Source organism: Sulfitobacter delicatus, assembly GCF_900102535.1.
Lineage (GTDB): Bacteria > Pseudomonadota > Alphaproteobacteria > Rhodobacterales > Rhodobacteraceae > Sulfitobacter > Sulfitobacter delicatus.
On sequence record NZ_FNBP01000006.1, the window covers coordinates 75,417 to 90,008 of the forward strand.

At 62.6% G+C, this 14,592-nt stretch carries 14 protein-coding genes; 5 read left to right on the top strand and 9 right to left on the bottom strand.

Annotated features, from left to right (window positions below; translation table 11 throughout):
* The first annotated feature begins 18 nt into the window (after positions 1 to 18).
* Both BLS57_RS11815 and BLS57_RS11820 read left to right on the top strand, forming a co-directional pair.
* Positions 19 to 537 carry a TRAP transporter small permease gene (locus BLS57_RS11815; protein ID WP_093742515.1) on the top strand — a complete coding sequence of 173 codons (519 nt, stop codon included), beginning with the start codon at positions 19 to 21 and terminating at the stop codon, positions 535 to 537.
* Positions 530 to 1,813, top strand: coding sequence for a TRAP transporter large permease (locus tag BLS57_RS11820; RefSeq protein ID WP_093742517.1), 1,284 nt, complete (start codon positions 530 to 532; stop codon positions 1,811 to 1,813). The genes BLS57_RS11815 and BLS57_RS11820 overlap by 8 nt, the downstream gene beginning before the upstream one ends.
* Before the next feature lie 116 nt (positions 1,814 to 1,929).
* Here the strand turns inward: BLS57_RS11820 and BLS57_RS11825 are convergent, their stop codons facing one another.
* Positions 1,930 to 3,426 (bottom strand): aldehyde dehydrogenase family protein, encoded by a 1,497-nt coding sequence (locus tag BLS57_RS11825; protein WP_093742769.1) that lies wholly within the window; start codon positions 3,424 to 3,426, stop codon positions 1,930 to 1,932.
* 177 nt (positions 3,427 to 3,603) lie between these two features.
* Between BLS57_RS11825 and BLS57_RS11830 the strand changes: the two genes are divergently transcribed.
* Positions 3,604 to 4,476, top strand: a complete 873-nt coding sequence (locus tag BLS57_RS11830) for an NAD(P)-dependent oxidoreductase (protein ID WP_093742520.1) — start codon at positions 3,604 to 3,606, stop codon at positions 4,474 to 4,476.
* Between the two features lie 11 nt (positions 4,477 to 4,487).
* Here BLS57_RS11830 and BLS57_RS11835 read toward each other — a convergent pair whose 3' ends face one another.
* From BLS57_RS11835 to BLS57_RS11870, 8 genes are read right to left on the bottom strand one after another with little or no spacing between them, the layout of a single operon-like run.
* Positions 4,488 to 5,213, bottom strand: a complete 726-nt coding sequence (locus tag BLS57_RS11835) for an SDR family NAD(P)-dependent oxidoreductase (RefSeq protein ID WP_093742522.1) — start codon at positions 5,211 to 5,213, stop codon at positions 4,488 to 4,490.
* A complete protein-coding gene (locus BLS57_RS11840) occupies positions 5,210 to 5,992 on the bottom strand; it encodes a cyclase family protein (RefSeq protein ID WP_093742525.1) in 783 nt (260 codons plus the stop codon). Before BLS57_RS11840 ends, BLS57_RS11835 begins: the two co-directional genes overlap by 4 nt.
* A complete protein-coding gene (locus BLS57_RS11845) occupies positions 5,989 to 7,236 on the bottom strand; it encodes an SDR family NAD(P)-dependent oxidoreductase (RefSeq protein ID WP_093742527.1) in 1,248 nt (415 codons plus the stop codon). Before BLS57_RS11845 ends, BLS57_RS11840 begins: the two co-directional genes overlap by 4 nt.
* Positions 7,233 to 8,402, bottom strand: coding sequence for a thiolase family protein (locus BLS57_RS11850; protein WP_093742528.1), 1,170 nt, complete (start codon positions 8,400 to 8,402; stop codon positions 7,233 to 7,235). The genes BLS57_RS11845 and BLS57_RS11850 overlap by 4 nt, the downstream gene beginning before the upstream one ends.
* Complete coding sequence (locus BLS57_RS11855; RefSeq protein ID WP_093742530.1) at positions 8,399 to 10,024, bottom strand: AMP-binding protein; 1,626 nt, start codon at positions 10,022 to 10,024, stop codon at positions 8,399 to 8,401. Before BLS57_RS11855 ends, BLS57_RS11850 begins: the two co-directional genes overlap by 4 nt.
* A complete protein-coding gene (locus BLS57_RS11860; RefSeq protein WP_093742532.1) occupies positions 10,021 to 10,500 on the bottom strand; it encodes an aromatic-ring-hydroxylating dioxygenase subunit beta in 480 nt (159 codons plus the stop codon). The genes BLS57_RS11855 and BLS57_RS11860 overlap by 4 nt, the downstream gene beginning before the upstream one ends.
* On the bottom strand, positions 10,497 to 11,831 hold the full coding sequence (locus BLS57_RS11865) for an aromatic ring-hydroxylating dioxygenase subunit alpha (protein WP_093742534.1): 1,335 nt from the start codon (positions 11,829 to 11,831) through the stop codon (positions 10,497 to 10,499). The genes BLS57_RS11860 and BLS57_RS11865 overlap by 4 nt, the downstream gene beginning before the upstream one ends.
* Before the next feature lie 11 nt (positions 11,832 to 11,842).
* Positions 11,843 to 12,793 carry a PDR/VanB family oxidoreductase gene (locus BLS57_RS11870; protein ID WP_093742537.1) on the bottom strand — a complete coding sequence of 317 codons (951 nt, stop codon included), beginning with the start codon at positions 12,791 to 12,793 and terminating at the stop codon, positions 11,843 to 11,845.
* A 137-nt stretch (positions 12,794 to 12,930) separates the two neighbouring features.
* Here BLS57_RS11870 and BLS57_RS11875 point away from each other — a divergent pair, with 137 nt between their 5' ends.
* On the top strand, positions 12,931 to 13,425 hold the full coding sequence (locus tag BLS57_RS11875; protein ID WP_093742539.1) for a MarR family winged helix-turn-helix transcriptional regulator: 495 nt from the start codon (positions 12,931 to 12,933) through the stop codon (positions 13,423 to 13,425).
* A gap of 136 nt (positions 13,426 to 13,561) precedes the next feature.
* Entirely contained in the window at positions 13,562 to 14,581 is a 1,020-nt protein-coding gene (locus BLS57_RS11880; RefSeq protein WP_093742542.1) for a TRAP transporter substrate-binding protein, read from the top strand.
* Positions 14,582 to 14,592: the final 11 nt, after the last annotated feature.

Genomic DNA, 14,592 nt, shown 5'->3' on the forward strand with positions numbered 1-14,592 from the left:
TTGCACGGGGGGAGAACCATGCGCAAATTGGAACGGATATTCGTCTGGCTGAACGCCGCTGCGGTGATCGGCTGCCTGACGGGAATGGTGCTCGTGGTGGGGGCAAATGTCGCGCTGCGCTTTGGCACCAACCATTCGCTTTCATGGTCCGACGAAGTCGCCCGCTACCTGATGATCTGGATGACCTTTCTCGGCGCGGGCCTTGCGCTGCGGCAGGGCGGGCATGTGGCGATCACCAATCTGCATGAGGTGATCTCGACCCGCGCGCAGCGCATCTTGCGCGCCGCGATCGTCGCGGTTCTGCTGTTTTTCTTTGCCTATATGGTGCAGGTCGGCTGGGACTATATGCAGCGGTCGCAGTATCAGATGACCCCGGCGATGCGTCTCTCGTTCCGCTATGTCTATGCCGCGATGCCGGTGGGGTTCAGCCTGCTCATTGTACATCTGCTGCTCATCACCAAACCCTTCGTCATGGCGGGCCAGTACCGTCAAGCCAATGGCGCGACCGAGAACATGCCCGGAGCCGCCAATGGCTGAGATCCTCTTCCTATCGCTCTTTGTCCTAATGGTGCTGGGCCTGCCCGTGGCTTTTGCCATGGCGATCTCGGTTTTTGCCGCCATTGGCTTGGGCAGTTCCTACCCGCAGATCGTTGTCGTCAAAGAGATGTTCTCGGGCCTCGACAGTTTCCCTCTCTTGGCCGTGCCCTTCTTCATTCTCGCCGCCGAGATCATGACCGGCGGCGCGATCACCCACACCCTGCTGCGTTTCGCGGCGCAATTTGTCGGCCACCTGCGCGGGGGTTTGGGCTATGCTAATGTGATCTCCTCCACCATGTTCGCAGGCATCTCCGGCTCGGCACTGGCCGATGCGGCGGGGCCGGGGGCGATGATGATCCGCATGATGGAGAAGGGCGGTTATGACCGCTCTTATGCCGGGGCGCTGACGATATCTTCGGCGGTTGTCGGGCCGATCATTCCGCCCTCGATCGTGATGATCATCTACGCGCTGCAGGATCAGGAAGTCTCGGTCGGCTCGCTCTTTATGGCTGGTGTGATCCCGGGGCTTTTGCTGGCCTTCGGCAGCCTTGCCGCCAATGGATACGTCAGCTGGAAACGCGACTACCGCAGCGTTGATGCCCGCCCCGACCGCGCACAGATGTGGCGCAATACGGGCATGGCCCTGCCCGCGCTTGGCCTCATCGTGCTGATCGTCGGCGGCATCCGGGGCGGCATTTTCACCCCCACCGAGGCCTCGGTCATTGCGGTCTTCTACGCCCTCTTCTGCGGGTTCTTCATCTACCGCGCCCTGCGCCTGCGCGACCTGCCGGGGCTGATCCTGCGCGCCGCACTGATCTCTTCGGCGGTGCTCTTGATCCTCGGCGCCGCGCGGGCCTTTGCTTGGGTGCTGGTGATCGAAGGCGTGCCGCAGTTTCTGGCCGAGACGATCATCTCGTGGGAGCTCTCGCCGATCCTGTTTCTGCTGGCCGTGAACGTGCTGTTGCTGTTGTTCGGCCTCTTCATGGACCCGCTGCCCGGCGTGATGATCCTCGTCCCGATCTTGGCGCCGATCAGCCATGCGCTTGGCATCGCGCCGGACCACTTTGCCATCGTCGTGATCGTGAACCTGACGCTGGGGCTGACCACGCCGCCGGTTGGGAGTTTGATCTTTGTGGTGTCTTCAGCGGTGAACCTAAGCCCCGCCGCGCTGATCCGCGAGATGCCGCCGTTCTTTCTAGCGAATTTTCTGGTGCTGATGCTGCTGACCTTCGTGCCCGCGCTGAGCACCTGGCTACCGAAGATCAGCGGTTTCTAGAAAGCTCCCGCCCGGCCGCGGGCCGGGCAGCGCCGACCCGCCCCCCTGGGGCAGCGCTTTCAGCCCCACCCCGCGGCTCGGCGCTGCCCTCAGCGTTCAATCAAAAGCGTTGCGATTTATTCCGTCTGGATCCAAACCGCTTTCGTATCCAAATACGCCTGCAGGTGCTCCACACCACCTTCCTTGCCATAGCCCGACATCTTCAGCCCGCCAAAGGGCACCGCCGGATCAATCGCGTGGTACATATTCACCCAAACCGACCCCGCCTTCAGCCGCTTCACCGTGCGGTGCGCCGTGCTCAAATCGCGGGTAAATATCCCCGCCGCCAGACCGTAAGGCGTTGCATTGGCGCGGGTCACCACCTCCTCCATCGTGTCGAAGGGTAGCACCGAGATCACGGGGCCAAAAATCTCTTCCCGCGCAATGGTCATCTCGTCGGTCACATCGGCAAAGATCACCGGCTCTAGGAAGTTGCCCCCCGCAAAGCCGTCCCCCTCCGGCCGCCCGCCACCGGTGACCAAACGCGCGCCCTCGGCCTTGCCCTTGGCGATATAGCCCTCAACCTTCTCGGTCTGCACGGCGTTGATCAGCGGGCCGAGGTCCGTACCCTCGTCCAACCCATGCCCAATCTTCAGCCCCCGCGCAAAGTCGCGAAGCTTCTCGATAAATTCATCCTGAATCTCCCGCGCCACAAAGAGCCGCGATCCCGCAATGCAAATCTGCCCCGAATGCGCATAGACCGCCATTGCCGCCACAGGCACCGCCTTGTCGATGTCCGCATCCTTGCAGATAATCAGCGGAGATTTCCCGCCCAGTTCCAGCGTGATCCGCTTGAGGTTCTCCACCCCGGCGCGCGCGATGGTCTTGCCTGTCGCGGTCGAGCCGGTGAAAACCACCTTGTTCACATCCGGGTGTTCGGCCAGCCGCGCGCCCGCCTCGCGACCCGTGCCGGTAACGATATTGACCACACCATCCGGCACCCCGGCCTCCTGCATTAGCCGCGCGATCATTAGGGGTGTGAGCGGCGCATCCTCGGATGGTTTCAGGACAACGGTACAGCCCGTCGCCAGCGCAGGCGCAATTTTCCAGATCGAGGCGGCCGTAGGCGCATTCCACGGAATGATCGCGCCCACCACGCCCACAGGCTCGCGGGTGGTGAAGGATACCATCGATTGCGAAATCGAGTTCTCGATGTAGTCCCCATGCAGCGCCGTTGCCTGCCCCGCATAGAACCGCAGCATCCCGATCACCCGGCGCTTGTTGCCCATGGTCCGCGCCAACGGCAGACCCATGTCGGCGGTGTCCGACACGCAAAGCTTTTCCCAATCCCTTTCCATCACATCGGCGATGCGCAAGAGCACTTCCTGCCGGTCATAGGGCGTAAATTTAGACCACTCGCCCTCAAAGGCCCGACGTGCCGCGGCCACGGCAGCGTCGACATCCTCGGCCCCGCCCCGCGGCACCGTTGCCAGCGCCCGGCCCGACGCGGGGTCGACCACGTCAATCACCTCGCCCGAGAGCGCCGGAACATCCTTGCCGTCGATAAACATCGGGCAGAACTGCCCATGATAGAGCGTCTCGGCAATCTCGTGGGGGTCGAAGGTCAAAGTCATGTCAGCCTCATTCATTCAATGCGCCATTCCTAGCAACCATGCGGGCGGGGTCCTAGACGCAAAGCCCGGTTTGCAGGATAAAAACGCCGCTCCGCGTTGCGCCGCAGTGGCCCGCCCTATAGAACTGCGCCCAAGGTGCCACCCGTTTGGCGGGCGGCCGGGAGCGGAGAGACATTCATGAAAATCGGTATGGTCGGTGTCGGCCTGATGGGCCACGGGATTGCGCGCAATGTGATGCGGCGCGGGGGCTTTGCACTCGGCTATTTCGACCATCCCGGCAACCAGCCGACCAATGAGTTGGACGGGCTTGGGGCGACGGCTTACGATAGCCTCAGCGACCTCGCCGCCGCGTCCGATGTGATCATCCTCTGCGTCACCGGCTCCCCGCAGGTTGAAGCGATCCTCATCGGCGACAACGGCGTGATCGCGGGGCTGAAGCCCGGCGCGGTGGTGGTCGACTGTTCCACATCTCTGCCCGAGTCGACGCTGAAAATGGCCGAAGCGGTCAAAGCGGCAGACGGCGATTTCGTCGACGCGCCGATGACCCGCACCGCCCAGTTTGCCCATGAAGGAAAGCTGAACCTGCTGGTGGGGGGCGACACAACGGTGGTCGAGAAGATCTCTCACGTTCTCGCCTCCTTCACCGAAGAGGTAAGACATGTGGGCGAGGTCAGCGCCGGGCACCGTCTGAAGCTCCTGCACAATTACGTCTCGGTCGGTTTCATGTCCCTCCTCGCCGAAGCCGCCGCGCAGTCCGCCGATGCGGGGATCGATCCGCAAAGCTTCGTCGATGTGCTCGCCAATGGCGGCGGCGCGAGCGCGGCGCTCGACCGTCTGTCACCTTTCATCGTGAACGGCGACCGCGAATCGCTGCCCTTTGCGATCAGCAACGCGCTTAAGGACTTCGACTATTACCGTCAGATGTCCGCCCAGGCAGGTGCCCAAGTCGAGATTGCCGACGGGGTCTATAGCGCCCTGTCCAAGGTCGTCGAAAAAGGCGCGGGCGATGCCTATGTGCCTGAATTGGTAAAGCATTTCCGCAAGGGCTGAGGCCCGCCGGGTCAGAGCGTCAGCGTTCCGATACTCGACCCGCCACAGACAAACAGCGTCTGGCCAGTGACAAAACTATTGGCCGGATCGCAGAAGAACAGGAAGGCGTTGGTCACGTCCTCCACCTGACCCAAACGCCCCACCGGGATGCGCTTGGCAAGTTCCGCTTCGCGCGCGCTCTCTTTCGGGATGATGCCCCAAAAGTTATCGGTCTGCACCGGACCGGGCGCCACCACATTGACGGTGATCCCATGCGGCGCCAGTTCCAACGCCCATGTCCGCGCCATGCCGATCATCCCCGCTTTCGATGCCGAGTAAGCCGTGCGCGTCGGCGCGCCCAAAGCCGCGCGGGAAGCGTTGAACATGACCCGGCCAAAACCGCGTTCTTTCATGGCAGGCAAGAAGGCTTGTAACAGCGTCAGCACCGAACCGAGATGCAGTTGCGCAAGGCCGGTGATGTCTTCGGGTTTGGCCTCTTCGATCAGATTGGGCCAGATTAGACCGGCGTTATGCACCAAATGGGTGACCTCATAACGCGCCGCAATATCTGCCGCGACTGCGGCAACGGAGGCGGGGTCCAGCAAATCCGCCTCGATATGCTCGCACCCCTCTGCCTCCCACTCAGGCTTACCTCGCGCGATGGAGACAACGCGATAGCCGCGCTCCAACAACCGCTGCGCCAGATCGGCCCCGATGCCTTTGCTACCCCCGGTAATGACTGCGGTGTAATCGCTCATTTCGCGTCTCCCGGTATCAGAGCCAGCACGCGCAAGGGACTGCCCGTCCCGCCTTTGATCTTGAGCGGCGGCGCGATCAGCATGGCGCCTGTGGGCGGCAGTTGGTCTAGGTTGCACAGGCATTGCAGCCCGTATTTGCCCGCTCCATGCAGCAGGTAATGTGCCGGGAAGGGCGGGTCGTAATGCATCCCCTGCCCGGCATCCGTCCCAACCGTTTCCGTGCCAAAACCGCGAATGCCGCGTTCCAGCAAAAGCGAGATCGCGGCGGGGGTGGGGCCGGGCGAATGCGCGCCGTCCTCGCGCATGTTGAGGTAGTCCGCCCCGCGGCGTTTCGACCAATCGGTGCGCATCAGCACCCAAGCGTCATCGGGGATCGTGCCATGCGTGGCCTCCCACTCAAGGATGATCTCGGGCGTCAGTTCAAAATCGTCGTCTTGCCCCGCGCCCTCGGAGCAATCGATCACAACCACTGGGCCGATAAAGGCTTCGGGCGGTATCTCATCCACCGCACCATTTGCCACATCCTTGCCCGAGACCCAGTGGATCGGCGCGTCGAAATGGGTGCCGGTATGCTCGTTCAGCGTTAGATTATGCCACTTCCAAGCCGGGCCGCGATGGTCATAGGCCGAGACTTCTTCCATCCGAAACCGCGCGCATTGTCCGAACTCCGGCGGCAACACGATGACCGGAAAGTCCGGGTCGAGCCGGTGCGTCAGATCAACCACTTTCGCGACGCCACCCGCCAGCGCTTCAGCCAGTGCCGTGATTGCATCACTCATGCTCCGCTCCCCCGCGTCTCACGTTCCATCAGCGCCGGATCATCCAGCCACCGCGCCAGCGCATCCTTGGCCACATCGCCGCAAGCGACCTCTTCAAGCCCATCGACCAATCCGCTTACCACCGTCCGGGCCAACGCGCGGGGGGAGACTTTGGGCGGCGGCAAAGGCTGGTGCCATTCGTCATCAATTGGCCCGGTATAGACATTCATCACCCGCAGCCCCGATCCGGAAAATTCGGCGCGCAGTGTCTGGCTAAGCGACCGCGCCGCGGCCTGCGATGCGTCAAACCCGCCAAACCCCGAATCAGGAGCCAGCGCCCCGACCGACAGCAGGTTCACCCATGCCACCGCCGAGTTCACCCCATCCGCCGTGCGCGATGCCATCGCCGGGCCAAAACCCTGCGCTAGGCGCATCAGGCCGAGCACATTCGTCTCCATCCCCTCCCGCGCAAAGACCGTATCGCCGCCCATCACCCCGCCGGGGCGGATGAACTGAGCCGTGTTGATCAGGATGTCGACCTTGCCCCCGATCTCAGCCGCGAGCCGCGAGATCGAGGCAGTATCGGTCACATCAAGCGGCATAAGAGTGACGTTCTCGATCCCCTCAAACGCCGCGCGGCTCTCCCACCGTCGCCAGTCTTCCGGCTCGCCCACAAAGACCGTCGCAGCCCCGACCTTCAGCAGCGCTTGCGCGAGCGGCAATGCCAAAGGCGAACGCGCATCGGTGATCAGCACCCGGCGATGTTTCGGATCACATGAAATTTCGCGCAGCATCGGATCGTCCTGCATCCACTCACTCCCCTGTTCCGGCAGGGCAACCATGACCCCCTGCCCGGCTTTGTCCAACTTCAACGCCAAGCGCACCCGATCGCCGCGCCCCACCTCGCCATGCAGATGACAGACCGCGACCGGCCCGGCAGCCAGTTGAACGGTGCCGATACGCCACGGCAGCCGCTCACGGAAATAGGGGTCAGGCGAGACGCGGATCGTCGTCTCGGCAAGCACTTCGCCGGCGCGATCCGTCTCGCGCCAGTCCAGCGCGACCGAGAGGCATTTGCAGCAGGCATCGCGCGGCGGATATTGCACCGCACCACAGTCGGCGCAGTGTTGCAGCGCGAACTGCCCCCGACCTGCGGCAATCGCCAACCCAAGCGCCGCGCGCGAACGCTGTGCGGGCGGCAGCGTCGGGACCCGGCTGCGTTTCTGGGGGCTCTTCTTTGGTGGCGGCGCGAGCGGCTCGGTCATGTCGCGCCCCCTTCGATAATCGCAGCGGCAGAGCAGACGCCCCGGTCATAATTGATCATGCCAAACCCCGAGACCAGCGCCCGCTCCGCGCCCTGAACCTGCGTGCCCTCGGCCTGCCCAGTGACCTGCCTGATTGCCTCAACCAAGCCGAGATAGCCCCCCGCCGCCCCGGCCTGGCCTACCGACAACTGTCCGCCAGAGGTGTTGTGCGGGAAGTCACCGGTGATCGTCAGATCACGCGCACGTACAAAACCCGCACCCTCGCCCTTGGCGCAAAACCCGAGGTCTTCGAATTGCATCATCGAGATCACCGGGTAGTCATCATAGGTCTGCACCAGATCCACCGCTTCCGGCCCATGGCCCGCCATCTCGTAGAGCTCGTCAATGTCCACGCCCCAGCCACCGCGCAGCTGCATTTGGTCTCCGGCGAAAGCGTTGTGTCTCTCGATCGTGCCACTGATCCGGGCAAAAGGCAGGCCACGCCGCACCGCCTCGTCTTCGCGCATGACCAAGAACGCTTCGGCCCCCGCGCAGGGCATAACGCAGTCAAACAGCGCCACCGGGTCCGCGATCATCCGGGCGTTCATATACTGCGCCAAGGTCAGCGGTGACTTCATTAACGCCGCGGGATAGTTTAGCGCGTTTGCGCGTTGCGACACCGCGATATGGCCGAAATCCTCGCGCGTGGCACCGTACTCTTGCATATAACGGTCCATTAACAGCGCAAAGCTCGCGTTTGGACCACCGAAACCATAAGGAAAGGTCGCATCCATCGAGAACCGTGAGAACCCGCTGAGCAGCGTTCGAAAACTGTCGATCCGGTTCGCATCGCCCGCCACACAGGCCACGACATCCACATCCCCCGCCTGCACCGCTCGCGCTGCTCGGCGCAGGGCGACAACCCCGCTGGCTCCACCGGTCGGCACGGTATCCAACCAGCGCGGGCTGAGGCCGAGATGCTGTGTCAGCCCCACCGGCGTATCAGGCGCAAGCGAAAAGCTGGAAACCGAGAACCCGTCCAACTCCCCCGGCGTGATCCCGGCCTTCCCCAGCATTTCGCGCAGGGCACGCGCGATCCACCAATGCGCGGTCTCGTTGCTGTAACGCTCATAGGGCACCGACGTCGGTGCCGCGAGGACCACGCCGTCATACCCCTGACGTCTCATGCTGCCGTCCGCTTCTTCAGCCTGCGCAGGTCTTGCGTCGCGGGATCGTCGAGCAGGTCAGCCGCCAGCGTCTTTAGCACTCCGCGCTGCAGCTTTTGCGTCGCCGTCAGCGGCAGTGCCTCGACAAAGGCGATGAAGCCGGGCGCCTTGTAATAGGCAAGCTGCGTGAGGCACCACCGGGTGATTTCCTGCGCCAAAGCGGCAGGATCGGCACTGGCATCCTTCGGCACGATACAGGCAAAGACCTCATCCCCGCGCACCGCATCGGGCACCGCTGCCACCGCAGCGCTGGCAACCGCGGGGTGCCGCATCAGGGTCGATTCCACTTCCACCGCCGCGATGTTTTCGCCTGAGCGGCGGATCACGTTTTTCTTTCGGTCGACGAAAAACATGGCTCCGTCCCGCTCACGCCGCACGATGTCCCCGGTGTGGAACCAGCCGCCCGCCCAAGCCTCGTCGGTCGCCTCGGTATTCTTGAAGTAACCGGCAAAGAAGCCACGAAGGGGGTCGGACCCCGCACGCCGCACCAACAACTCGCCCTGCTCCGCCTCCTGCCCGGCGTCATCCAGCAGCCGCACTTCCAGCCCCCCTTCGGGGGCACCGAGACAGCTTTCCCCCACCCGACGCGGCTCACGGTTGGCGCAGATCACAGCGCCTGCGCCCGTCTCTGTCATCGCCCAGGCCTCCACAAGCGGGAAACCAAACCGCGCTTCAAATGCCGCATGCAGTTTCGGATCGACCCCCGCGCCGAAACCGAAACGCACGTTATGCGCGCGATCCTCCGCGCTTTCCTCGGCCCCCATCAGCATCGATGGCATGACGCCGAGATAGTGCAGGCAGGTCGCCCTAGACTCCCGCACCGAGGCCCACCAACTGCGCGGGTGGAACCGGTCGAGCGCGGTGAGGCATCCGCCCACGGCGATCATCGCCATGAAGGAATAGGCCATCGCGTTCATGTGAAAGATCGGCAGCGGGGTGATCATGCGCTCGCCATCCTGCGACAATGCGCAGAGCCCGCCGGTCTCTGCGTACCACCGCCCGGCGTCGAGGAAATAGGTGTTCGTCAGGATACAGCCCTTGGGCTGTCCCGTGGTGCCAGAGGTGTAGAGAAGCGCCGCTTCCGCATCCGCCGCCCCGCCCTCCCGCGCAGCGATTGCATCGGTCGTAACCGGCGTGGGCAGCGGATCGTCCGGCGTAATCACCGGCATCTCACGCCCCGCTGTTTGCGCCGACGCGCGCAGGTCGTCCCCCCGCGAGGGGATGGCCACCGCCAAAACCGGCTCGGCGTGGTCGATCATATAGCTGAGCTCCGCCGCCCGCAGGTCGGGATTCACCGGCACGACCGACAGGCCCTGAGCGTTCAGCGCCAGCCACCAAAGGAAGAACGCCGGACGGTTCTCCATCAGCAGCATCACCCGCTGTCCGGCCAGATAGCCCGCCGCCGCGATGCGCTCGCGCAAAGCCGCGACGTCATCCGCGGCATTGGCATAGGTCGTCTCCCCTGCCGCGATCCCGTAGATCTCCGCCGTTTCCGGCAGGACATTGAGGAAAGCCCGGTCCGGATGCCGCGCGGCGGTATCCTCAAAGGCCACATGGACCGTAGCGATCTCTGGCGCGATCATGGCAGTAACTGAATGTTGCGGAAAGCCGCGTCGCAGTTAACGATATCGACCCTCTTGTTCGCGATCCGCAGCGCGCCCTCCACCAGCGCCAATTCGTGCCGTGCGGTAACCGCCAGCAGTTGCTGCTCGTCCAACCGCGTCTCAACGTAATGCATGAATGTCGTCGTCTTGAACCGCCCCGCGTCCATGTCCATCTCGTCGACATAGGGCCGCTGGATCACATGATGGCACCGGCTCTTGGGCTTCTGGCTAAAGGTCCGCGCCCCGTTCAGCCGCTCGACCCTGAGCTTGAGCATGAACATATCCTCATACATCAGCGAGGTCTCGTTGATCGGGTCTTTCTGCTGATAGTCCAGCGGCATCCAATAGTGCCCATCGGGCAGCCATAGGTTCAGCCACTCGGTATAGCGACCCTCGTCCAACATGCGCACTTCGTCATAGATAAAGTCGATCAGGCTTTCGCGTGTGACAGTCATTCCGCAGCCTCTGCCTTCTGGCCCATGGTCATGAATTTGACCCAAGCGTGAAACTGGTTGCGCATCTGCCGTTCGGTGGTGCCGTTCTCGACCGCCTCGACCTCGAAATCCTCGTTTTCCTCAATCAGCCGCTGGATGTTCACCCATTCCAAACCGTCGACCATCAGCCCCTCCTGCGCGCGCTCATACATCTCCAGATCGTCATGGCCGACGATGGAGGTGGGCGCGTTGATCATGCGGTTGTACATCGCCGTGCGGGCAGTCAGCTCATCCGGCGCGTCCACGAGGCGATAGATATAGCTCTCCACCACCGTACGATCCGCCGCGATGGGGATGAACACCCGTAGCTGCTGGATCGGCCCCTTGATCATGATGTTCGGGAAATAGACCGTGTTGTGCCGGTTCTCGTCCAGGATCGCCTTGGCCTTCTCCTCCCCATAGCTGGCACAGAGCGCCTCGAAATAGCCGGGGATGGCGGAATAATCCGAGTGAATAGAGTGATTTACGCCCGTATGCCCATGCCCATTGGGCCACGTGCGGATGCCCATGCCTTCGAAAAACTCATAGGGCGACATGAAGGGCGCGATGATCTCCATCGCGGGCGGTTTGGGCGCGTCTTTGGGCAGGCCCATTTCCTCATAGAGCTTCACCGCCGTCCCGGCAGAGCTTTCATGCGCCACCATCGGGTGGCAGGTGTCGGTCTGGTTTTCGACCAGCATCTTCCAGTTACAGTGATGCATGTAGCGCAGCGGGGGTCCGACGACTTCGAGCCGCCCGGCGGGGGAGCGGTCCACCATATTGTCGAGCGAGGACAGGCTTTCGCCAAAGAACTCTTCGAAGCTCATCCCCTCTTCGGCCAGCCGCGCAAAGATGAAACCACGGTAGTTTTTCACATCGCCGACGCTGCGCATGCCCTTGCCGCTGTCGGTCTCTTCCAGCCCGGTATCTTGGTAGCCCTTCTTGAGCGGGATCGCCAAAAGGCAGCCATCGGTCTTGAAGCTCCAGGCGTGATAGGGGCAGCGGAAAAACTTGCCGGTGTTGCCCTGCCGGTCGATCACGATCTTGGTGCCCTTGTGGGGGCAACGGTTCAGCAGCACATGGATGTCGCCCGTTGAATGGCGCACCTGAATGACGGGTTGGGTGCCGATATGGGTGCTGAAGTAATCGCCCTTGTTCGGCGTCTGGCTTTCATGGCCGACAAAGACCCAAGCATTGGCAAAGAGATGCTTCATCTCCTGCTGGAACACCTCGTGGTCGGTGTAGATATCGCGGTGCACCTGATGTGGCTGCACGAGGGCGGTCAGTGCCGCCGGGCTGTCGTAACGTCCCATGAAATCCTCCCTCAGATGTCCAGTACAAGGCGCGGTGATTTGGCGCGGCTTACGCAGATTTGCATGACATTGCCCGCCGCGCGTTCGGCTTCGGACAGCACCACGTCGCGGTGATCCGGCGTGCCGCTGATGACATCGCATTGGCAGATGCCACAGTCGCCACGCTGGCAATCGTACATGACGTCGACGCCGCCAGCCTCCAGCACGTCGATGATGGATTGGCCGGGCGGGATGGTGAATACTTCCCCGCTCGAAGCCAATTCAACCTCAAAGGCGCTGTCGCCCTCTTGCTCCTGCGGCGCGTCGAAAAGCTCAAAGTGAATGCGGTCGGCGGCGATCCCCGCCGCTTCGGCCTTTGCCTTGGTCGCATCGATCAGCCCCTTGGGGCCGCACACATAGAGATGGCTCTCCGCTGCCAAACCTGCGATCACGGCATCGAGGTCCAGTGCGCTGGCGGCGTCATCACAGTGCAAATGCAAGCTGTCCCCGAAGGTTTCCTGCAACGCTTCACGGTAAGCCATCACCCCGGCACTGCGGCCCGAATAATGAAACTCAAACGCCTGCCCCGCATCCTTCAGCGTGGTCGCCATTGAAATCATTGGCGTGATCCCAATCCCTCCGGCGAGCAGCACAGCAGGCGCATTCGGTGTCAGCGGAAAGTCGTTTTTCGGCGCGGCGCAGGTGATCTCAGCCCCCGGCTTTAGCCCATGCATATGGGTCGATCCGCCCTTGCCCTCGGGCTCGCGCTGCACAGCAATGCGGTATTCCTCGGGGGCCTTATCCATCGGCGCAAAGGCGATCAGCGAATAGGCCCGCGTGTCGCCGTCCGGCAGATCAAACAGAACATGTGCCCCGGCGTCCCAACCGGGCAAGGCAGCCCCGTCGGCAGCGGCAATGCGAAATTCGCTGATGCGTTCGGTCAGGGCTGTGACCTCTCGCACGATGGCGTTAATTTTCGACATGTGAACTCCTCCCGTGACAAACAATATGATTTTTCATATAGTTTCGGTCAAGGGTTTTCTTGCCAAGCGTGCATTTGGCCGCCATTTAGGAACACCGGGGCGCGACGTTGCCCCCAAACGTCAAAGGGTTAAGCGGCGTGACGCAACAGACGACCAAAGCAAAACGCGTAGAAGAGACAGGACGGGCACCGGGATTTGTGTCCGATTACTTGCTCTATTTGCTCGCCGCCGCCAGCGATGCGGCCAGCGCGCAATTCCATGCAAAGGTGCGCAAGGCCGGGCTTCGCGTGCCGGAATGGCGGGTTCTGGCCTGCCTTGCGGACACCGACGGCGCTATGATCACGCAGCTCGCCCGTCGGGCCTTGGCCGAGCAATCCCGCCTCACCCGGATCATCGCCCAAATGGAAGACCGCAGCCTCCTGATTCGCCGCAGCGACCCCGCCGATGGCCGCCGGGTGCGCGTTTACCTGACCGACTCTGGCCGCGCGCTCGCCGCTGAACTGGTGCCCCAAGCGCAGAAGCATGAGGCCGCCTTGATGGAAATGCTGCAAGGAAACGAAGGCGCCCAGCTAAAGCCCGCGCTGAAATCCCTGCTGGCCGCCCTCGAGGCGCAAGAGGATTGGCAAGGCTAAGCCCGCGCCCTTCCCTCCTGAAAAAATGGTTCCAATCGTGCTTTAAATGTGAATACATGAAAAAGCATATACTTGGCGCGACGGGTTTGGGAGAACCCAGCCAAGTCATATCGAACGATATGGGGAGGAGCCCAAAATGACCAAATTCACCAAGTTTCTAGCCACTTCTGCGCTCGCGCTCTGCACCGCTACAGGTGCCTTTGCCGCTGAGACATTGACCATTTCCACATGGCTGCCGCCGAGCCACCCGGTCAACACCGGCATGTTCACGCAGCTGAGCGAGATGATGTCCGAGGCCAGCGACGGGTTGATCGAGACCGAGTTGAAAAACGGCCTCGCCCCGCCGCCCGCACAGATGGACTTGCTGCTCGACGGTGCCGCGGATATCGCGATCCTGTTCCACGGCTACACGCCCGGACGTTTTGTCGGCACCAAACTGGTCGAAATTCCCGGCTACGAAGGCAATGCCGAGGCCGCATCGGTAGCCCATTGGCGGGTGCATGAGGCGATGCTGGCAGAGTTGGACGAGCACCGTGGTGTCAAAGTCATCGCGCTGACCACCCACGGCCCCGGCCAGATCCACTCCAACAAAGAAGTCGCCTCGCTTGACGACCTGCAAGGTCTGAAAACCCGCCTCGGTGGCGGCGTTTCGGCGGATGTGGGCGCTGAGCTTGGCCTCGTCGGCATTCAGGTGCCCGCGCCCAAAGTGTACGAGACCCTCGATTCCGGGGCCGCCGATGCCGTGGCGATGAACATGGGCGAGCGGATCAGCTTCAAACTCAATGAAGTGGCCAAAAACGTCTATGAAATGCCCGGTGGTTTTTACCGCGGATCTTTCTCGGTCATCATGAGCCAAGAAACCTTTGACCGCCTGCCCGAAGAGGTTCAGCAAAAGCTCGACAGCGAGGTCTTTGGCGAAACCGCCAGCCGCATGATGGGCGCGGTCTGGGATCAGAGCGACGTTGACGCGCGGGAGGCGACGGAAGCCGCTGGCGACAACAAGATCGTCACCGCCTCCGAAGAGGACCAAGCCCGTTTCGCGGATATGGCCGCCAAGGTGCGCGACAAGGTGATCGCTGAACTGGACGAAGCCGGCATCGACGGGCAAGCCGCCTATGAGATGATGCGCGAAGAAATGGCCAACGCCAGCCAGTAACCCACAGGGGG